Origin of the sequence: Caldibacillus sp. 210928-DFI.2.18 (genome assembly GCF_020554505.1) — a bacterium.
In the GTDB taxonomy this organism is placed as follows: Bacteria; Bacillota; Bacilli; order Bacillales; family Caldibacillaceae; genus Caldifermentibacillus; species Caldifermentibacillus hisashii.
Genome location: NZ_JAJCHL010000058.1, coordinates 1 through 20,770, shown reverse-complemented (window position 1 = coordinate 20,770; position 20,770 = coordinate 1). Strand labels below are relative to the sequence as shown.

Sequence of the window (20,770 nt, the reverse complement as noted above, 5' to 3'; positions counted from 1 at the left end):
AATTTTAACAAGAGGTGCTGTTGATTTATATGCGTTGTTTGAATGGGGGCTTACAATATATCTCCTGAATGGTGGTCATTCATGAAGGTTATGTTTATACATATACTTCTACACCAGATTTAAATTCAATAGTTAGTTTATCATCATAGACCGTTATTTTCTCTATAAGTCTCCTTACTAGTTGCTCATCATACTCCTCAAGGAGGATGGATTGTTCATTAATGAATTTTTCCATATCTTCTAGCCTTTGCTTGGAGCCCTTTTTGCCAGCTTCTTCTGCTAAAGCCTTATGCCTTTCCTCTCTGAGCCTGTAAATCTCATCGGCTATATCGTTATAATCTTCTTTGGAATTGGCCAGCCTCAAAAGGTCTTTTTGTAATTCCTCTAGCTTTTTATCTATCTCGGAAACAATATTATTGTCCGTTTCACTTATCACTGTTTCTATATTTTCCTTTAAGATAGTTAAAAAGCCATCCTTTTGCCCTATTAGTTTATTAATTGCATCAACCGTAGCAAGGCCTATCATATCCTCCAGCACAGTTCGGGAATGACAAGTTAACCCTGTATTCTCAAGTCTACTGACGCATCTCCAAACAATCGATTTTTTACCTCGGTTATTCCAATGAACTCTACGGTATATTTCGCCACACTCTCCACAGAAGATAATTTGTGAAAATACATGATTTGAACTAAAGTTTCTTTTCTTTCCGCTAGTACTTATATGTCCTCTACTTCTACGAACTAACTCTTCTTGTACCTGCATGAAAATTTCACGCGGGATAATGGCTTCATGGTTATTCTCTACATAATACTGAGGTACGATTCCGTTATTCACAACCCTCTTTTTTGTAAGAAAATCTACCGTATAAGTTTTTTGGAGCAGTGCATCACCAATGTATTTTTCATTGCTTAATATTTTCCTTATAGTACTGGTATGCCACCTTTTTTCCCCTCTCCCGTAAGTATGCCATCAGCTTCAAGTCCTTTTTTGATTTTATCCATACTTGAGCCTTCAAGATACTCTCGGTAAATCCTTTTGACTATTTCAGCTTCCTCCGGCACAATTACTAATCGCTTATTTTCATCTTTGGTATATCCTAAAAACCTAGAACAATTGACCATTACCTCTCCCTGTTGGTATCGGTATTGATAGCCAAGCTTTACATTCTGGCTTAATGACTGGCTCTCTTGTTGCGCTAAGGATGCCATAATGGTAAGCATAATTTCACCTTTGGCATCCAGTGTATTGATATTTTCTTTCTCAAAATATACCGCAACATTTTTATCTTTAAGTTTTCTGATGTATTGTAGACAGTCCAAGGTATTTCTAGCAAATCGGCTTATTGATTTGGTAATAACCATATCAATTTTCCCAGCCATACACTCATCAATCATTCGATTAAATTCGTCGCGATTTTTTGTATTTGTGCCGCTGATACCATCATCAGCAAAGATCCCTGCAAATTCCCACTCTGAATTCTTCTTGATAAACTCTGTATAGTGTTCAATCTGCACTTCGTAACTACTAGCCTGCTCATCACTATCTGTAGAAACTCGGCAATAAGCAGCGACCCGAAGTTTTGGTGTTTCATCTTCTTTTCGATTGTTGCCTACACGTTTTATTGCAGGTATAATCATTACATTTTTATTAACTGCCATCTTGCTGCACCTCACTTTCTATTAAGCTATATACAAATTCCGCTTGTGTAAAAGGATTTGTATACTTCTGAATTACTTGTCCTATGGAAAACTTCTTATAAATAGTAGGTTTATCTTCTGTCTTGGGTTCAAAGATTCTGCCTAGCTTTTTTGCTCTCTTTAACCTCTCTGCTTCTGCTCTTTCGTATGTCTCTTTATCAATGATGGCAGGGTAATAATCATCACCAAGATAACGTTCATTTCTTAGCATCCTTCCAGCAGTTCCATGATAAGCATCTATTCCAGCAGACTTTGCTGCGACCAATAAGGAAAGGCCTGATAAGTAACCCTTATACAAATTCCTAACACCGGTCCGATTGATAATTATCGAACTCCATTAACCTGATAAGTAACCCTTATACAAATTCCTAACCCTTTCAGCTTTTTCTTCATCGATAACTGCTATTCCATTCTCTATCCTATAGCCATAAGGCGTATGCGCCACTTTTCTCACATCCTTTCCCTTAGTGTGATTCCACATTTCAGAACAAAACCTATCTCTACCCTTGAGAAAACGATAATTTTTTCAACATAATTATTGAAAATTTGCTCGCTAAAGGTATCTATCATTTCAGCCTTATTTGTAAACTTTATTAAGTTACTGACTTCCTGCACCTTTGATAATTCTCCATTTAAAGCATGAATTAAAGCTTCTTTTTGCTCCATATAATTATCTGCTTCCATTTGCAGTTCATTGTTTTCTCTGTTAAAAAGTGCAGGTTCTAGATACCCCTTTGCCATAAGCTTTACAAGCAGTTCTCTCTGTTCTGCATTTTTTTCAATTTGCTTCTCTAATTCCTGAATTCTTGCAAGGTCATCTGAGTTGCTCATTCCACGCAAAGCATCTAATAGTGGTTGTAGAATAAGTTTTCTGCCGAAAATCAGCTTGTTCATCATAGTAACAAAGGCCTTCTTTATATCCTCATCTCGAATAAACTGCATTGAACATTCAGTTATCTGCTTTAAGTATTTACTGCAACACCAGGCTACATATTTTCTTGTGCCGGATGAATGAATTCGTCTTTTAAAGGTGCTACCACATTCCGAGCAAATAATTTTTCCCGAGAAAGAATACCGGTTTTGGTACTTATCATTACGCTTTTCTATTCCCTTTTCTTTTGCCCTTTGATTTAAGGCAGCCTCTACTGCTTCAAACACTTCATGGCTGATAATTGCCTCATGGTGATTTTCTATTAAATATCTGTTTTTCTCACCATAATTGGTGCGCTTATTAAAACGGGAATCTGTATAGGTTTTTTGCAGTATAACATCCCCGGTATATTTCTCATTTTTTAGAATTCCTCGAATTGTTGTAGCAGTCCAACGACCACCTCTTTTGGAGGGGATACCCTTTTGATTAAGATCGTCTGCTATTTTTTGTGTACCCTTGCCTGATAATACTTCTGCGAAAATATACTTCACAATTTCTGCTTGCTCAGGATTTACCACCATTTGACCGTCAATGTTGTCATAACCATATGGTGGGTAAGAAATCTTAAAAGTTCCGTTCTGAAATCTCCTTTGAATTGCCCACTTGTTATTTTCCGAAATGGAGATTGACTCACTTTCTGCAAGCCCGCTTAATATAGAAAGCATCAACTCACTTTCCATTGATTGGGTATTGATATTTTCTTTTTCGAAATAGATATAAATCCCAAGGTCCAACAGTTTACGAACCATCTCCAAACAATCCGTAGTGTTTCTCGCAAACCTACTAATGGACTTTGTAATAATTAAGTCAATCTTCTTGTTTTCGCAATCTGATAGCATTCTAAGAAGTTCTGACCGGTTTTCTTTTTTGGTCCCACTTATCCCCTCATCATAATACAAGCCAACATATTCCCATTCTGGGTTTGCCTTTATGTAAGTCTCATAATGGGATTTTTGTGCTTCTAGGCTCACTAACTGTTCATCACTGTCCGTAGAAACACGACAGTAAGCAGCTACTCGTAATTTGGGCTTGATAATTGATGTACCCTTATTCCCATCTATTTTTGTTATCTTTTTCATCGACTCACCTCCTTTTTGGTAGGTCACATATTACCTCTGAAACCCTTATATATCAACGACTTCAGGGCATTATCTCTGCTAAAAAAGGAGAGAAAGTTTGGCGGTTGAGTGCGTCTATCTTGTTGAATTCTGCTTCCGTTATTAAACCTTTTCGGAGCATCTTTCTAAGTAATTTCTCTGCCTGAATATAATCAAACTCACGCTGTAGCTGCTCCTGTGACATTTTCTTTAACTCGATGCTTTTGTCTATAACCCCATCTGAGATCTTCATAACTTTTTTATCCTCATGCTGATTCACGTAGAATCACCTCCTACCTAATAGCCGCGGGAACAGGTCGAAGTTGAGGATTTGTAAAAATAAAATAACTATTTTCTTCCGTTCAGCGATGGCCGCTAGCTAAAATTTTCCAATCTGAAAATAGATTATCTAAAAAAAGTAAAAGAGAGGGAGCGGTTTGACTTCGCTCCCTCTCTTGTTTCCTGCACTTTTATCAACAACAGTGTCTATTTCACTCAATAAATTATTTGGACAACCGTTTCATCAGCGCTTCTCTTTCTGCTTCAAATCCCGGTTTTCCAAGCAGCGCAAACATATTCTTTTTATAGGCTTCCACTCCCGGTTGATCGAATGGGTTCACCCCCAGCAAGTGTCCGCTGATGGCACAAGCTTTTTCAAAGAAGTACACCATTTCTCCGAAAGTGAATTCATTCTTTTCGTCCAGTTCCACTACCAGGTTCGGCACTTCCCCGTCGACATGGGCCAATAAAGTCCCTTGGAACGCTTTTTTATTCACTTCATCCATCGTTTTACCGGCCAAGAAGTTTAATCCATCGATATTTTCCGGATCTTCTTGGATGGTGACTTCGATTCGCGGTTTCTTCACTTGCAAGACCGTTTCGATCAGAAGGCGACGGCCTTCTTGAACGTATTGACCCATGGAATGCAAGTCCGTGGAAAAATCAACCGATGCCGGGAAAAGCGATTTTTGATCTTTTCCTTCGCTTTCTCCAAACAGCTGTTTCCACCATTCGGATACATAATGAAGGGAAGGTTCATAATTCACCAGCAATTCGATGGCCTTTCCTTTCCGGTACAGAATGTTTCGCACCGCAGCATATTGATAGCTTTCATTGGTTAAAAGATCCGGATGATTGTATTTGCGTGCAGCCGCAGCGGCTCCTTCCATCATTTGATCGATGTTCAGTCCGGCTACGGCGATCGGCAAGAGACCGACAGCGGTTAAAACCGAATATCTTCCCCCGACATCGTCCGGAATGACAAAGGTTTCATATCCTTCTTGATCGGCCAATTTTTTCAAGGCGCCTTTTTCCTTGTCGGTGGTGACGAAAATCCGTTTTTTCGCTTCTTCTTTTCCGTATTTTTTCTCCATGTAGTCCCGGAAAATCCGGAAAGCAATCGCCGGTTCGGTCGTAGTTCCGGATTTCGAAATCACGTTGACGGAGATGTCTTTTCCTTCCAACAGCTCCAGTAAATGAGCCATATAAGTCGAACTGATATTGTAGCCGGCAAAATAAATTTGTGTCTGATCGTTCATTTGGTTATGGAAGCTATGGGACAACGCTTCAATCGCTGCCCTTGCCCCCAAGTAAGAGCCTCCGATGCCGATGACCACCAAAGCATCCGAGTGGCTTCGAATTCTCTCCGCCGCTTGTTTGATGCGCGCAAATTCGTCCCGATCATACCGGAACGGCAAGTCCACCCAGCCCAGAAAATCAGAGCCGGGTCCCTTCTTTTCATGAATCATCATATGAGCGACTTTGACAAATTCGCTGAGATTTTCGATTTCGCTTTGTTTCATAAAGGATAATGAATTTGAGTAATCAAAAGAAATGGACATAGCTTACTCCCCTTTTCTTGAAATTGTTCTCCATTGATCAGGTCAGATGTTAAAATCTTTCCTTTTATCATGGTTCTTTATTTGCCGCTTGCTTTTTCCACCGCATGTCCGCCAAATTCATTGCGCAAAGCGGCGACGACTTTTCCTGTAAAGGTATCGTTTTCGAGCGAACGATATCTCATCAATAAGGACAGGGCGATAACCGGTGTGGCCGTTTGTAAATCCAGAGCCGTTTCCACCGTCCATTTTCCTTCACCGGAAGAGTGCATCACGCCTTTGATGCCGTCTAATTTCGCATCTTTCGAGAAGGCGCGTTCGGTTAATTCCATCAGCCAGGAACGAATGACGGACCCATTGTTCCATACTCTGGCAACTTTTTCGTAGTCAAAATCAAAGTCGCTTTTCTCCAACACTTCAAATCCTTCTCCAATGGCGGCCATCATCCCGTATTCAATGCCGTTGTGGACCATTTTCAAGAAGTGGCCGCTGCCCGGTTTACCGGCATATAAATAGCCGTTTTCCACAGCGGTATCCCGGAAAATCGGTTCCACGATGTTCCAAGCTTCGGGATCTCCCCCTACCATATAACAAGCCCCATGGCGAGCTCCTTCCATGCCTCCGGAAGTACCGGCATCCATGAAGCGGATGCCTGCTTCTTTGAACTCGTTGTAGCGGCGAATCGACTCTTTATAGTGGGAATTCCCCGCTTCGATCACAATATCGTCTTTTTCCAAAAGCGGCTTCAGGTCGCCGAGGACGGAATCCACCACACCATGCGGCACCATGATCCAGACAATTCTTGGCTTTTCCAACGAGTCCACCAGTTCTTGTAAGCTGGAAGTTCCTTGAGCGCCATATTTTTGGATTTCTTCCACCGCCTGGGGATTGACGTCATACGCCACCACTTCGTGGCGATGGTCGATTAAGTTTTGGCCTAAATTCAGCCCCATTTTTCCTAAACCGATTAATCCAATTTTCATCTAAATACCCTCCTTCACTTGTTTTCCAATCGTAGTTTCTGATTCTTTTTCCATCATGCGGGGAACCCCCCGCCTATTGGTTTTACCACCAACGAAATCCGTCCTCTGCCAATAATTGTTGAGAGGCCTCCGGCCCCATGGAACCGGAAGGATAGGAATGGAGAGGAACCAGATTTTCTTCAAAGGCTTCTAAAATCGGTTGAACCCATTTCCAAGACAACTTTACTTCTTTCCAATGAGCGAAGAACGTCGAGTCTCCCATCAAAGCATCGAACAGCAACAGTTCATACGCTTCGGGCACATCCTTCTGATTCGCCGAAAAATCGACTTGGACCGGTTCGATTTGATCGCGGTGGACCGGATTTTTCCGATTGAGTTGGAACGAGACGCCTTCCACCGGATTGACATGAATCACTAATAAGTTTGGCTCCGCTTGTTGAGATTCAACCGTATGCGAATGTTTAAATTCAAGGACAATGCGGGTCGATTTTTCCTTCATTCTTTTTCCCGTACGGATATAAAAAGGGACTCCTCGCCAAGCATCGTTGTCAATCCATAAGCGTGCCGCCACAAATGTATCGTTCGTGGAAGAAGGAGGAATGCCCGGCTCTTCTGTATACCCTACAACGGGTTCCCCTTGAATTTCCCCCGGTCCATATTGTCCGCGAACGACATATTGGCGGACGTCTTCTTTCCGCAGTGGACGAAGATTTTCCAAGACTTTTCTTTTCTCCTTGCGGATGTCTTCGGCGTTAAAGCGGTTGGGCAGCTGCATGGCCGTCATCATCACCAACTGCATCATGTGATTTTGAACCATGTCTCGAATAGCGCCCGCTTGATCATAGTAGCCGGCTCTTTCTTCCACTCCCACCGTTTCACTGGCCGTAATTTGGACATTGGCAATATGTTGATGATTCCATAGCGCTTGCAGCGCCGGATTGGCAAATTTCAACGCTTCCAGGTTTTGAACCATCGACTTGCCAAGATAGTGGTCAATCCGATAAATTTCTTCTTCTTTAAAAAATCGGCTTAATTTTTCATTCAACTCTTGAGCCGATTTCAAATCATGTCCAAACGGCTTTTCAATAATGAGGCGTTTCCACCCTTTCGTGGACCCTAATCCACTTTGGTGGATATTTTTCGCAATCACGTCAAAAAAGGTTGGCGCGACGGATAGATAAAACAACCGATTTTCAGGAATATTTAATTCTTTCTCACGCCGTTGAACCAGTTCGAGCAAAACATTAAACCCTTCTGCATCGGTTACATCCAAACTGCAGTAGCGGAAGGCATTCAAAAACTCTTCCTTTCGGGAATCATCCATAACGGGACGTCTGGAAAATGTTTTGATTGAATCCTCCACCAGCGCTTGAAAATATTCATCCGTCCAATCTCTTAGACCAACACCAATGACGGAAAAGGAATCTGGCATTTTTTGATCGAGAAATAAATTATATAAAGCAGGGAATATTTTCCTTTTCGCTAAATCCCCTGACGCTCCAAACAAGACCAAGCTCATAGAATTCATTTATCATCCCTCCTGATCAAACAGACTCTAAAACGTTGGATCCCCTTGTTTTGAAAACAGGCGATTTCATTTTTTCCATACTTGACCAGATAGCAAGACCAAATCTCTGATGAATTGGATCTTTTTTTCATTTCGGTCATTTCTCTCACATCCGACATCTAAACTTTCGTGAGAATGTGTACGAGTTAGTTTTCCCTTTCATATTCAAACGATGCCTATTCAAAATAAATTCTGCCTTCCAACGCCTTAGAGATAGAAAGAACATGCTTTCATGCATGCTTCATTGTTTCAGCAATGGTAAGTATAATACGTATCGATCGAATTTGTAAGTACGCACTTTTTAATCATATAGTTACAAAAACAATATATAGTGTAAATAAAAATACCTACTCATCTTTATAAAAGGTAATGTATAAGACCCAAATGGATTCCAAAGCTAGCGGCTTTTAAAGTATGAAGCCCGATTTTCGAAAGGAACATTTCTAAACAAAAAAGGCCACGAACAACAACCTTTACAAGAAAAGTTGTTGCCCGTGGCTTTTTCATATCTATATTTTTTTCATTCTGTTTTAGAATGAACTTCATTTATTAACGACTTCTTTTGTTTCTGTTGTTTCTGGATGTTGGCCAAGAACCGTTTCCATATAATTTTTTCCCCATTGATACATGGACTCAAGAATCGGCATCAAGCTCTTTCCATACTCTGTCAAAGAGTATTCTACTTTCGGCGGAACAACAGGATAAACTTCGCGATGAACGATAAGGTCTTCTTCCAGCTCACGCAATTGGTTCACCAGCATTCTTTGTGTAATGCCGGGCATAAGAGCTTTTAGTTCGCTAAATCGCTTAGTTCCCTCTCTGCCTAAATGCCATAAAATCAGCATTTTCCACTTTCCGCCGATGACTGCGAGCGTTAATTCTTTTTCACAATTGAACGTTTTTTCGCGCATACGCGTCATTCTAATCACCTCCAACATGTATTATAGCACACGGTATACTTTTTGACACTATGTAAAAATAAAGTGCGTACTTTTAATTAAATACAATACGCTGTATACTAACGACTGTAGCCGGGGATCAAAAAATCCGGCCAATATAAAGTGACCCATTGGGCATACTACTAACGTGTAAATTATCAATAAATCAAAGGAGTGAAAAAAGAATGGAATTACAATTAGCATTAGATTTAGTTGACATTCCAGAAGCAATAGAAATAGTAAAAGAAGTTGAGGAATATATTGATATTGTCGAAATCGGTACTCCGGTTGTAAAAATTTGGGGGCTTGAAGCCGTTAAACAAATGAAAGAAGCATTCCCAAATCTAAGAGTATTAGCTGATTTAAAAACAATGGATGCCGCTGCATATGAAGTGATGAAAGCATCCGAAGCCGGCGCCGATATTGTGACCGTTCTTGCAGCTGCTGAAGATTTAACCATCAAAGGCGCTGTAGATGAAGCGAAAAAACAAGGCAAACAGGTCCTTGTTGACATGATCGCCGTGAAAAATTTAGAAGAACGTGCAAAAGAAATCGATGCTATGGGCGTAGATTACATTTGCGTTCATACCGGCTACGATCTTCAAGCAGTAGGTAAAAACTCTTTTGAAGATCTTAAGAAAATTAAAGCTGTCGTTAAAAATGCAAAAACAGCTATTGCCGGCGGTATCAAATTAGAAACACTGCCAGAAGCTATTAAAGCACAACCAGATCTTGTCATTGTCGGCGGCGGTATCGCTGGACAAAAAGATAAAAAAGCTGTAGCAGCTAAAATGAAAGAAATGTTACAACAAGGTTGAGGCCTATGAAGACGACTCAATATTTAGGTGAAATCTTAAAAGAGTTAAGTCGTACGGTTGATCTCATTTCGGATGAAGAAGCAGAAAAATTGGTAGATAAAATTCTCGAATCCAAGAAAATTTTCGTAGCCGGCGCCGGCCGATCTGGATTTATGGCGAAATCTTTTGCCATGCGAATGATGCACATGGGATTAGATGCCTATGTCATAGGCGAAACCGTCACTCCCAACTATGAAAAAGAAGACCTTTTAATTATTGGATCGGGTTCGGGAGAAACGAAAAGCCTAGTTTCCATGGCAGAAAAAGCCAAAAAAATCGGCGGAAGCATCACAGCAGCCACCATTTTCCCCGAATCGACCATTGGTCAACTGGCGGATATTACTGTAAAGTTACCCGGATCACCAAAAGATCAATCGGATAACGATTACAAAACCATACAACCAATGGGGTCGCTTTTCGAACAAACATTGTTATTGTTTTATGACGCCATCATCTTGAGAGTCATGGAGAAAAAAGGATTGGATTCCAATACGATGTTTGGAAGACATGCTAATTTAGAATAGAGTTTCCTCTCTCGAACTTTTAGAGACCGTAAATGGTTCTTAGAACGATTTGCGGTCTCTTTTTGTAGAATAGTTTTCATATTTTATTCTTATAATGAAGCGATCCTCCTTCCCTCCCTTTCCCCTTTTTTCTCTTTAGAGGAAGAATGACAAGAAGAAGCACGCATTTTTATTCTAAAAACGGAGTTAAATAGGTTGTATCAACTGATATTTCCATTATAAAATAAAAGAAAATTTATAATTTTTTGTTTTATTTTTAAAAATGTGATATAGTATAAATGGAAAAGAAATGCTGTGTTATATATCAGGTATGATGATCATCAATCGTTGAAGCGGCAAAAAATCCGACGATCCGCTTCTATGAAAACCGGCATCGTGGCATCATCAGCAAATCTACCTGATTGGAAACGGCTGAAACTATAAAAATAGGAGGTGCTAAGAGCAGAGATCAATAGGAATTTTCAAGAAGTCCCATAGGGATTTCAACTTTTTGAAAGGAATCTTTTTTCTATTAGACTGGCATTCTATTAGATTAGAAAATCTTTACTTTAAGAGAAATTTTTAAAACAGACTTTTTGAAAGCGTTTAATAAGCTAGGATTAAATCTTGACACTGCGAAAACAAACTCTTTCTTCGCAAATATCAGTTCATATTCATGTGAGCTTGTTTGTATATGTCAGCAAAGATTCACACTGTCACATCCGATGATGCAAGGCATAAACTAATAAAAAAATAAAATCAGAGCATAAAAAAAGAGCCTGCAAGGGAAGAACCCCTACAGGCTAGATAATCTAACAGTTTAATATTTTATTTAGGAATCTCGATGATTTTTAACTCGCCCCATTTGTTAATCATACTTAATAAATGCATCCGTAAAGCCTGCCTTTTTAGCTTTAGCAAGCTGTGCCTCAGCATTTGCTTTGACAGTGTATGCACCTATTTGTACACGATAGTATTTCTTTTTCGCTGGTTCTGCTGATTTTTCTTCTTCGCTTAGAAGTTTCTTAACATCTGCTCTAAAGGCATCCATAGTCTTGCCATGCTTAGGAAACCAGTGCATAACATCCGCATGGTTACTGGCTATACCTTGCTTATAGCCTTCACTATGACAGATGATATCCTTCTCACTTAGTCCATAGAGTTTGCAAAGATGTACACAAAGCTCTACTGCTTCCTTATAAACAGCAGAAAAATACGAGGCATCGGTCAAACCGTCCTCGCAAATTTCAAATCCAATATGAGAATTGTTTGCAGTTCCTCCAGCATGCCAACCTCGGTGATTCCAAGGCAATGTTTGATAGGTTGCAATGGAACCATCTGCTAATTTACCAATAAAGGCATGGACACATACTTGACGGCCTCCAGGTTTGTCTTGATTCCAATGGTTGTTATATTGGTTCTTGCCTAGCAAGCCATCGTCAGGGCCAACATATCGTTTGAGCCACGGGTTGTTAGCTCCAGTTGAGTGAACCATGATGCCCATCGGCAATATTGTTTTTCCTGCTTTGAAACAGGCATTATTTGTAAGTATTAACTTATGCAGATTCATTACGGTCACCCCACTAATCAAGAATTTGTGTCAGATGCAAGAGCCACAGGGTATAGATGATAGGTAAACTTCAAATCACAAAAAGCATTCGCCGATGTTCCATCACTTCCCATACTGATATACAATCCATAACCAGAAGGCACCCGGCTTTGACGCATTTGAATATGAATATGCAACCAAGCGTTTGAACTATCAGCACCTATAGGTGTGCTACGTGAGATTCTGGTAAAGTTCACTTCATCATTTGATATATATAAGTCTAGTTCTTTTTCACTTGTATCTGATTGGCGGCAAAGGGTAACTAAATGACAATCATAAGCTGTTGGATAAAGCAATCCACCCTGCCCGCCTATAACCACGCTATTAATAGGTAATATCGTGTGCAAAGGACCACGGACACTGTTTACACCGCCTGAACCCGAGACATTACCCGGCAAAATATATCTTGAATAGGCCGAACGGGTGAAGTCACTAATAATAGCCGTTGCTGTGGATGAGAGAGGTATTGCGGAAGTCACATTTTCTGCTCTTTCAAGTAGAAAAAGGCTCTCACCTGCCTCAACGGTAGTACTACCTATGGAAAACCTCTGACTTGTCCAATAAGCTGTACAAATTGGGTTTGGATCAGTCCCAGTTCCATAGGCAATTTTCATTTCGTCATCAATGCCCCTTATAGCTCTAGCAAGTGTCTTAACTGTATTACGAAGGGTGTCTTGAATTAGAACCTGCACATTATTTGCAGCTGGACTACCCAAAGCTGAAACGAAGGTATATGTTATCATGCCAATCACTACATTGTTTCCATTTGCTATGTTGTTAAATGTGATGGCTGCTCTCCGGCTAATCATATCCGGTGCACTAGCTGTTTCTATTGGATGCAAATGGTTGAGTAGAATACCTGTTCGCCTATATAAATTTTCGCGGGTATCCTCAACCAAATTGTGTGTTGTATTTAGCAAATCATAGTTGTTGTTTAATAGATTGTAAGTGAGGTTGAGCAGATTATTTATTTCATCAATATCCAGTTCAGCTAAAGCTGAAAGCACTTTATTTAACCATTCCTGTGCAGGAGGTTCTGGTGGTTCAGCAATTCCATCCACAAGAGCATCCTCGACTATGGTTAGTATTCTTGTGCTCTTTCCAACCACATCACCAAAAATAACCCTTATTTCAAGCCGACCAACACCAACAAATGATGTGTCCGTTGCATTGGGCTGCCATGTAAGGACAACATCAGCGTAGTTCGTGACTACCGGATATGCAACCCCATCAGGCCTTTTGTAAATCGCATTTAAGGAGGCACTTGAGATCTGACGCACAAGGTTATGTTTTTGATATTCTAGAACCACACGATCCTAGCCGCAAAGACAATTACCCTAAGGCAGTGGGTTTAGCAAAATTCGCAGAGAAGCACTGGGATAAATTTGGCAGAATACAGCTTATTAGATTAAAAAAGGGTGTTGATGGGCGCGAACATTTCTATCGATTAGATATGGGAAAAACAACGACTAGGAATAAAGTTCGTGGCATTACATCAAACGAGGAGCTTGATAGAATCTTCGATACAGATGCTGTAAGAGAGGATTAAATAATACATCTATCCTGTCTCCTCAACCCCTATAAAAAATCTAACCTATCAACTCAACCCTATCACTTTCAAGGCAGTTGATATGTTACCGCAAACAATAAAAATAAGGGTTTTCTGACATTATTTCTTCCGGCAAAGTAACCGTGAGAAAAACCTAATGTCTGGAAACCCTTTATTTATCAGTATTTTTAGTAGAGCTACTTCTCAACCCTTGACATCAAGACAACACACTCAACGTGTGTAGAATGCTGACTGTAGATAATTCATATCGAGAGAAGTGGAATTCACCTGATACAAAGTTTGATATTTTTCCCAGTGATTTACCCTGAAAATTAACATATAAAAAGAGAGCCTTAAAAAAGGCTCTCTTCTTCTGATGATGGACATTTTCCTCTTGGTGTATACAACACCAAGCACCATCTGTTATATATTATGAGTCAAGATCTTAAAAAATAACCATAATACGTAAAAAGAGAAGATAAAAATCTCCTCTTCATTCTGAATATAAACCTTTTTCCTCTTATCCTAACTAGGATAAGCTCTATCTGTATCTTTATTAAAACATAACCTAGGGAAAAGGTCAATACTTATTTACTTTTTAATGTCTGAATTGCTTTAATTATTTCTTCGTTTTTTGTGATTCCAAGTTCTTGCTTGATTTCACTCAGAACTTGATTCAAATTTTGTGCGTATCTTTCCTTTTGTTCGAACTTTCGCTTTTCTCGAATTAAATGGGTGTAAGTACCTACTGATTTCATTAACGCCATATCTACTTTCTTAAGCTCAGAGTTCCTTAATTTATCAATACTATTTCCAATTAACCTTGCCTTATGAACCACTTTTATCTGCCCTAAATCAATTGTTCCAGTGACATTTGGATTTTGAGCTCTATTAATTGGTACAGCAATTGGAAGATCTATTGTAGCATTAGTAATAGGTGCTACAATCGTAGTAGGAGAATGATCATTACCTTTTTGATTTTGAATGATTACGACTGGTCTTTTTTTACTCTCTTCATTTCCTATATTTTCACCTAAATAACACCAATAGACTTCCCCTCTGTAAATCACTTTATTATTATGTAGATGTGCATTCGCTTGTATTCTAAATTTTCGAATTGTCCAATCTAACAATTTCATTGTTTTATCCGGATCGAACTGATTTAATCTATTTGCCATTCTTTCAATTAAAGATACCATTCTCTTTATGAGTGCCATACTTTCACCTCGTAATATCTAAACTATAAATCTACAAAAAAATAGATTACAATACAACCAATAAATGAATAAAGATTAAAGCGAGTTTTGATAATTTCAACCTAAATACTAAATCATAATTAATTCGGTTTGAATACATGGCATAAAGGAAGTTAATGAGTCTCAATCAGAAAGGCAGATTCTACTTTAAGTTAGAAGCCGCCTTCTGGTTGGTTGATTCAATTTCTAATTCACAAATCCTTCACAACTTCTTCATCCAAAATTGCTTTTCTCTTCTCCCAATCCGGCATCAAAGAATAAAGCATTTGATAGAAGTTTTCACTGTGATCGTTGTACTTAAAATGAATGAGTTCATGTAGAACCACATAGTCGATACAGTATTTCGGTGCCTTTATAAGTTCTGAGTTCAAAAGAATTGTATTCTTATCGATTAAGGCAGAACCCCATCGTGCTTTCATCAACCTTATATCAATTTCTGGTTTCTCTACTCCGTATTTTTGTACCAATGGATACATTTTTTCAAGCGACGCATTGAATGTTATTTGGGCTTTTTCTCGATACCATTCGTCCAGCAGCTTTGCCTTTCGGATAACATTATCAGTGTCCTTCACATACAAATAGATGAAGCCACGGAAGTATTTTACCATTTCTTCTTCCGTTGCCTTCTGAACCCGTAAGCGATATTGTTTTCCCAAATACTTAAATGTCTCGCCACTTACATATTCTCTTTCACTTTGCTTTAAAGGCTGAACGTCTTTAAATTGCCCCACATTTTTGAGAATCCACGAGCCTTTTGATTTTACAAAATCAGAAATAAAGTCTAACGGTACTCTGTCATTTGCAGTAACCTCTATCGTCATATCCGGTTTGACATTGAGGTTTACATTTTTCACGTTTTTACGTTTCAGAACGAAATCAATGACTCTATTTGCGTACTCGATCTGATGTTTTTCCATTCTAAAACCTACCTTAGTAACGTCTTAGAGCAACCGTTTTGATTTGCTCAATGATTTTATCAATCGTATCAAAGTCAATATCCAAATTGTGCTTTTCTTTAAAGTCAAATAGAAGGTCATCCAGCTCTTGAGCAATCCGATTGTGAATCTCCAAATTATCATGCCAATCGACTTTTTGATGTTCTTTTACGATTTTATCCATTTCGGATGCCAACTCACCTAACGTATTCGTATCATAACTTGCAGCCGTTTCTTTCGTTTCACTCAAAATGTCCTTTGTCACACCATAAAAGGCTTGTGCATTGCGATTTTCTTTAATCACGTTAGGATATTGTTCCGTTGTTTGACCGCTCTGATAATCCTTCATAATATCCTTCATACGGTTCAAATATTCAGCTTCGGAGATCCTTTTGTCTCGATATTCTTGTATAGCTTCTTGAATTCGTTCAGAGAACTTTTTATAGTAGGATGGATTTTCATCCCATTTTGCATGAACACTCTTAGTTAAACGTGTCCGAATCGCATCCGCTTTGGCACGTTTGGAACCAAGTCGTTCAATTTCCTCTTCAAACGCCTTCGTATTTAAAATATCTACAGGATTTGTAATTCGAATGACTTCTTCTGCAGAAATATAGTTATCCATTAACTTCTGCATTTTTGCCTCATATTCTTTATGGTCAATCGTATCTGAGTAGCGTAGCTTTACACTCTTACGTAAATCTTGGAAAAACTTAAAGTCTTTTTTGTACTTCTGTAATTCTTCAGCAGGTAAAGCATTGTAGATCTTTTCAGATTCTAATGCAATACCTAGATTTCTTCCAAAATTACTTAATACATTGTAGAAATTTTCTCTACGTTCTTCATTTTCCAACCATACTTCATACTCTTCTCTATCATTCTTGTTCTTGATTGGTGCAAATATTTGAATTAGATCTGAATAGTATTGCCTTAAAGATCCAATGATACTTATAACATCATAAATCGCACCTTTTAAATCTTCTGGATCAAAGTTTTCCAATCCTGCACCAGAATACATTTGCATGGCCTCATCCAGTTTATCTAAAAGGCCACGATAATCTATGATTAAACCATAATCTTTTCCTTCATAAAGACGATTAACACGTGCAATTGCTTGAAGAAGAGTATGTTCTTTCATTGGCTTATCTACGTAAAGAACTGTTGCTCGAGGAGCATCAAAACCTGTAAGCAATTTATCAACGACGATTAATAGGTCAAGCTCATCACCATTGACAAACTCATCTTTAATCGCATCTTCATATTTTTCAGGTGTTCCATAACGGTTCATCATCCGTTTCCAGAAACGTTGAATTTTATCCTTTGATTCCTCATCTACTACTTCATGTCCTTCTCGCTGGTCAGGTGGAGAAATTACTACTGCACAGTTCAAATCACCTAATTCTTCAAACGCCTCTAAATAGCGAATCGCTTCAATTTTACTATTCGTTGCTAACATCGCTTTAAATTGACTACCTTGTGTCTTGTAGTTTTCCAAAAAGTGCTTGTTAATATCTTCGGCAATTAAAAAAATCCGTTGTTCAGAAGAAGCCAATTTTTCATATTTACTCCATCTTTGCTTTACTTCTTCTTTTTGCTTATCGTTTAGATTTCTTGTAATCATTTCAAGACGAAGGTCGATCGCCTTTTGATTAACGGATTGCTCCACCATTTTTCCTTCATATAATAGTGGGACAATGGCCTTATCTCGAACCCCATCAGCGATTGTGTACTTATGAATGAGCTTCCCAAACTTTATCATTGTACTTTTTTCTTTCTTCATTAATGGGGTTCCTGTAAAGCCTAAATAACACGCATTCGGAAAAACTTTTTTCATTTTAACTTTTTCCGACAGAAGTCTCCCATCCTCAAGGAATGTGAAGGGCGATAGCCCAATGAGTAGGTGGGAGATGAATGTCGGTTGGCGATAGCCAAATCTTATGATAAACTGAATATATCATATGTTTCTTGATAAGTGGCTATATGGGGGTTGAGTGGACAAATGAATAGGCGAGAACCAAGCAGATTCCTTCCACTTGTAAAATAGCCAAGGTAGAAATGTCGGATATCTAGGGTTGGGACGACCCGAAGTCACGCTCAGGGAGACGAAAGGCGGCTTTCGTCGCGGAACTGAGAAGCTCCCACTTCAAGCAAAGCTAAGTGGGAGTAGTTCACTATGAAGTTCACCGTATTGCGTACGGTGCGACTCATCAACGAGTACAAAAACATCCCTTGATTCAATCGGCTGTTGCTTAACGGAAGCTGAATCGAACTTGTGAACTAATGTTGTCACAATATCAGCGTTGTTATCATTAATAAGATCCACTAAATGACCACCTGAAGTTGCTCGGCTCGCTTTTAACCTTGTATGGCTAAATGTTTTATGAATTTGTTTATCCAACTCCACCCGGTCAGTTACGATAACAACCTTTGGATTGTAATCATGTAATTCTGACAAGATATACCTAGCTAACATCACCATGGTGAGTGACTTACCAGAACCTTGCGTATGCCAAATCACACCACTCTGGCGATTACCGTTTTCATCCCGTTCTTCAATGGTCTTAATGATTTCTTTAATGGCAAAATATTGTTGATAACGTGCTACTTTCTTTATATCTTTATCAAACAGTGTAAAGAATTGGGTAATTTCAAGCAGTCTCTCAGGATGAAACAGTGAGATGATATTCTTATCCTGTGTAGTTGCGAGTCTGCCCTCTACCGTTTGTTCCAACCAAGACTCAAGCCACTCCTCTTTTTCCTCTTGCCAAATGGACCAAAACTTCTTCGGAGTGTTACAAGTCGCATACATGGTTTCATTTTTGTTTGTTGCCATGACCAATTGGACGAACTTAAACAAATGTGGAACATAATCTTTTCCTTGATTGCGAATCATTTGACTGATTCCCTGGCTCATGGAAATAGACGCTCGTTTACATTCAATAACAGCAAACGGAATGCCATTAACGAATAGGACAATATCAGGACGAACGGTTCCACGCCCATCCATCCGTTCGACTTCAAATTCTTCCACCACATGAAATACATTATTCTCAATATTTTTCCAGTCGATATATTGAATCGTAAACGACTTCTTTGAACCGTCTGGCAAAAACTCTGTATAACTCCGCCCATTCATGACCGTTTCATAAATAGCTTCATTTGTCTTCACTAATCCATTGGTTAGAGATTCGTCTAAATCCCGAATCGCTTGTTGAATATTGGAATCATTAAATTTACGAATTTCTCCTTTATATTCATAGGAATTTAATTCTTTTAGCTTCTCCTCTAAAACTCTTCTTAACAAAACATCATGGAGATTCGTACGCAACTGATTTGCCTTTTCAGGTGATACATATTGATACCCTAATTTTCCTAGCACTTCGACTGCGGGTACTTGACTAATATACCGTTCATCATATCTCTTCTCCCTTGGCACGTTTACACCTCCATTTTCAAGAAGGAAAATGTGAGTGAAGGTATTACACCTGCACTCGAACTTTTCCAGTTAAAAGTAATTGCATAAGGCCTTTTTTTTGATGTTTAAGTTCAAATAATTCTTTTTGTAATAACGTTATATTATCATCGAAAACAGTTATAACTTTTTCAATTGCATTTTGTTCTTTAATTGATGGTAATTTTACAACTGTATCATGTAAATCTTTATATTTATAAGCAACTCTTGTTCCACCTTGAATATGTTTAATCATATAACGCCTAAACATATTTGAATTAATTAACTCCTTTAAAAAGGTTGAATTAATGTAAGCCCGAAATAAAAAAATAAACGTACCTTCACGGTACGTACTACAAATAACCGTAAAACCATGATTTTTTAATCAGATTTACGGTTATTTTACACATTCTGCTTGGATCGTTTTTGACCAAGGCAAATAGTTGTTTATAATTTCTGGATTTCTATGAATATCTAAATTTGGTAGGTCTCTCAGTAACTTCACTAGATACTGGTAGAAATCTACTCCATTCGCTTTAGCTGTTTCTGCGATACTTAGACAGATTGCGTTTGCTTTCGCACCAGCTTCACTTACGGAAAATAACCAATTTTTTCGACCAATTACATTCGGACGGATGGCATTCTCAGCGGGATTGTTATCAATTTCTATTCGTCCATCATCCAAGAATGCTTTTAGTCCATTCGCTCGATTTAGCGTGTATTCAGCTGCTTTAGCGAGCGCATTTTTTCCGTAGAATGGTGAGTTTTCAACCCAGGCAAGAAATTCATCAACTAACGGTTTCGAGTGCTTTTGGCGTTTTTTTCTTCGTTTACTTGGGGATAAGTGTTTAAATTCCCTTTCAAGACGAAATAATTCATCGCAATATTTTACACCAATTCGTCCGTTTTTACTGTCTGCTTTTAACCAATAACGTCTTACATGGGCCCAGCAATTAGCGAAGGTAATCCCTTCAATTTTGTCATAGGCTGAATACCCATCACAGACAATCGTTCCCGAATAATCTTCAATGAATCCTTCAAGAACGGATCGTGATCGTGATAATGAGCTGTGAAACAGAACGATAGCCGGACCTTGACAGGGCACACTTCGAAAAACCCAGTTATAAGCATTAGATTGGCCAGATTTTCCATCCGACCGATTGATAATTTGTCCATAAGTCTCATCGACGTGTAAAATGGACTTCTCCAACATTATATTCTTCATTCGCTCATATACGGGCAAAAGCCAGTCATGTGATGCTCGAATAACCCAATTAGAAAGGTTTTTATCATTCGTATTCAAGCCATAACGTTCCCACTCCTTTACCTGCCGGTAAAGGGGCAAGTATTGCACAAATTTATCATAAATTACTTTGGCAAGTACACTCGGACCAGCAATGCTTCGTTGAATCGGAGGTTGAGGTGATTTGCCACGTTTAATTTGGGCCTTTTGAGATAAATCCGCTTTGCAGTTTTTACATTCATATGCATGTTCAATATGTTGAACTTTTTCCATTCTTGCAGGTATAAATTCAGCCTCTTCACGTACGATTGTCGT

General features: G+C 38.9%; 18 protein-coding genes and 1 pseudogene. 2 read left to right on the top strand and 17 right to left on the bottom strand.

The window, feature by feature from the left end:
- Positions 1-94: 94 nt before the first annotated feature.
- The 9 genes from LIZ98_RS18285 to LIZ98_RS12095 form a co-directional block, all read right to left on the bottom strand.
- On the bottom strand, positions 95-895 hold the full coding sequence (locus LIZ98_RS18285) for a recombinase zinc beta ribbon domain-containing protein (protein WP_483298026.1): 801 nt from the start codon (positions 893-895) through the stop codon (positions 95-97).
- A gap of 26 nt (positions 896-921) precedes the next feature.
- The gene (locus LIZ98_RS18280; protein WP_483298025.1) at positions 922-1,659 is read right to left on the bottom strand and encodes a recombinase family protein; all 738 of its coding nucleotides are present in this window, start codon (positions 1,657-1,659) and stop codon (positions 922-924) included.
- Positions 1,649-1,996, bottom strand: a complete 348-nt coding sequence (locus LIZ98_RS12125; RefSeq protein WP_483298024.1) for a recombinase — start codon at positions 1,994-1,996, stop codon at positions 1,649-1,651. Before LIZ98_RS12125 ends, LIZ98_RS18280 begins: the two co-directional genes overlap by 11 nt.
- A gap of 152 nt (positions 1,997-2,148) precedes the next feature.
- Positions 2,149-3,708 carry a recombinase family protein gene (locus LIZ98_RS12120; protein WP_227139829.1) on the bottom strand — a complete coding sequence of 520 codons (1,560 nt, stop codon included), beginning with the start codon at positions 3,706-3,708 and terminating at the stop codon, positions 2,149-2,151.
- A gap of 61 nt (positions 3,709-3,769) precedes the next feature.
- A complete protein-coding gene (locus LIZ98_RS12115; protein WP_227139828.1) occupies positions 3,770-4,006 on the bottom strand; it encodes an SHOCT domain-containing protein in 237 nt (78 codons plus the stop codon).
- Between the two features lie 223 nt (positions 4,007-4,229).
- Positions 4,230-5,567 carry a glucose-6-phosphate isomerase gene (locus LIZ98_RS12110; RefSeq protein ID WP_227139827.1) on the bottom strand — a complete coding sequence of 446 codons (1,338 nt, stop codon included), beginning with the start codon at positions 5,565-5,567 and terminating at the stop codon, positions 4,230-4,232.
- 77 nt (positions 5,568-5,644) lie between these two features.
- Positions 5,645-6,547: a phosphogluconate dehydrogenase (NAD(+)-dependent, decarboxylating) gene (gene gnd / locus LIZ98_RS12105; RefSeq protein WP_227139826.1), complete on the bottom strand. Its 903-nt coding sequence runs from the start codon at positions 6,545-6,547 to the stop codon at positions 5,645-5,647.
- An 82-nt stretch (positions 6,548-6,629) separates the two neighbouring features.
- Positions 6,630-8,075, bottom strand: a complete 1,446-nt coding sequence (gene zwf, locus LIZ98_RS12100; protein WP_227139825.1) for a glucose-6-phosphate dehydrogenase — start codon at positions 8,073-8,075, stop codon at positions 6,630-6,632.
- 581 nt (positions 8,076-8,656) lie between these two features.
- On the bottom strand, positions 8,657-9,034 hold the full coding sequence (locus tag LIZ98_RS12095; protein WP_227139824.1) for a winged helix-turn-helix transcriptional regulator: 378 nt from the start codon (positions 9,032-9,034) through the stop codon (positions 8,657-8,659).
- Between the two features lie 203 nt (positions 9,035-9,237).
- Between LIZ98_RS12095 and hxlA the strand changes: the two genes are divergently transcribed.
- Together hxlA and hxlB are read left to right on the top strand one after the other, a co-directional pair.
- Positions 9,238-9,870, top strand: a complete 633-nt coding sequence (gene hxlA / locus LIZ98_RS12090) for a 3-hexulose-6-phosphate synthase (protein WP_227139823.1) — start codon at positions 9,238-9,240, stop codon at positions 9,868-9,870.
- A 5-nt stretch (positions 9,871-9,875) separates the two neighbouring features.
- The gene (hxlB, locus tag LIZ98_RS12085) at positions 9,876-10,433 is read left to right on the top strand and encodes a 6-phospho-3-hexuloisomerase (protein ID WP_227139822.1); all 558 of its coding nucleotides are present in this window, start codon (positions 9,876-9,878) and stop codon (positions 10,431-10,433) included.
- A gap of 847 nt (positions 10,434-11,280) precedes the next feature.
- Here hxlB and LIZ98_RS12080 read toward each other — a convergent pair.
- The 8 genes and pseudogenes from LIZ98_RS12080 to tnpC all read right to left on the bottom strand — a co-directional run.
- Positions 11,281-11,982, bottom strand: coding sequence for an N-acetylmuramoyl-L-alanine amidase (locus LIZ98_RS12080; protein WP_227139821.1), 702 nt, complete (start codon positions 11,980-11,982; stop codon positions 11,281-11,283).
- A 17-nt stretch (positions 11,983-11,999) separates the two neighbouring features.
- Positions 12,000-13,331: a hypothetical protein gene (locus tag LIZ98_RS12075; protein ID WP_227139820.1), complete on the bottom strand. Its 1,332-nt coding sequence runs from the start codon at positions 13,329-13,331 to the stop codon at positions 12,000-12,002.
- Between the two features lie 826 nt (positions 13,332-14,157).
- Positions 14,158-14,787, bottom strand: a complete 630-nt coding sequence (locus LIZ98_RS12070) for a type II toxin-antitoxin system PemK/MazF family toxin (RefSeq protein ID WP_227139818.1) — start codon at positions 14,785-14,787, stop codon at positions 14,158-14,160.
- Positions 14,788-15,017: 230 nt separating this feature from the next.
- The gene (locus tag LIZ98_RS12065) at positions 15,018-15,743 is read right to left on the bottom strand and encodes a M48 family metallopeptidase (RefSeq protein WP_227139817.1); all 726 of its coding nucleotides are present in this window, start codon (positions 15,741-15,743) and stop codon (positions 15,018-15,020) included.
- Positions 15,744-15,756: 13 nt separating this feature from the next.
- Positions 15,757-17,601 (bottom strand): annotated as a pseudogene (locus tag LIZ98_RS12060) (type I restriction enzyme subunit R domain-containing protein); the annotation flags it as partial.
- Positions 17,602-17,904: 303 nt separating this feature from the next.
- The gene (locus tag LIZ98_RS12055; protein ID WP_227139815.1) at positions 17,905-19,197 is read right to left on the bottom strand and encodes an HsdR family type I site-specific deoxyribonuclease; all 1,293 of its coding nucleotides are present in this window, start codon (positions 19,195-19,197) and stop codon (positions 17,905-17,907) included.
- Between the two features lie 43 nt (positions 19,198-19,240).
- Complete coding sequence (locus tag LIZ98_RS12050) at positions 19,241-19,483, bottom strand: restriction endonuclease subunit S (protein WP_227203070.1); 243 nt, start codon at positions 19,481-19,483, stop codon at positions 19,241-19,243.
- Between the two features lie 126 nt (positions 19,484-19,609).
- Positions 19,610-20,770 (bottom strand): IS66 family transposase (tnpC, locus tag LIZ98_RS12045; protein ID WP_227203068.1); only part of this gene is annotated, 1,161 nt, incomplete at its 5' end.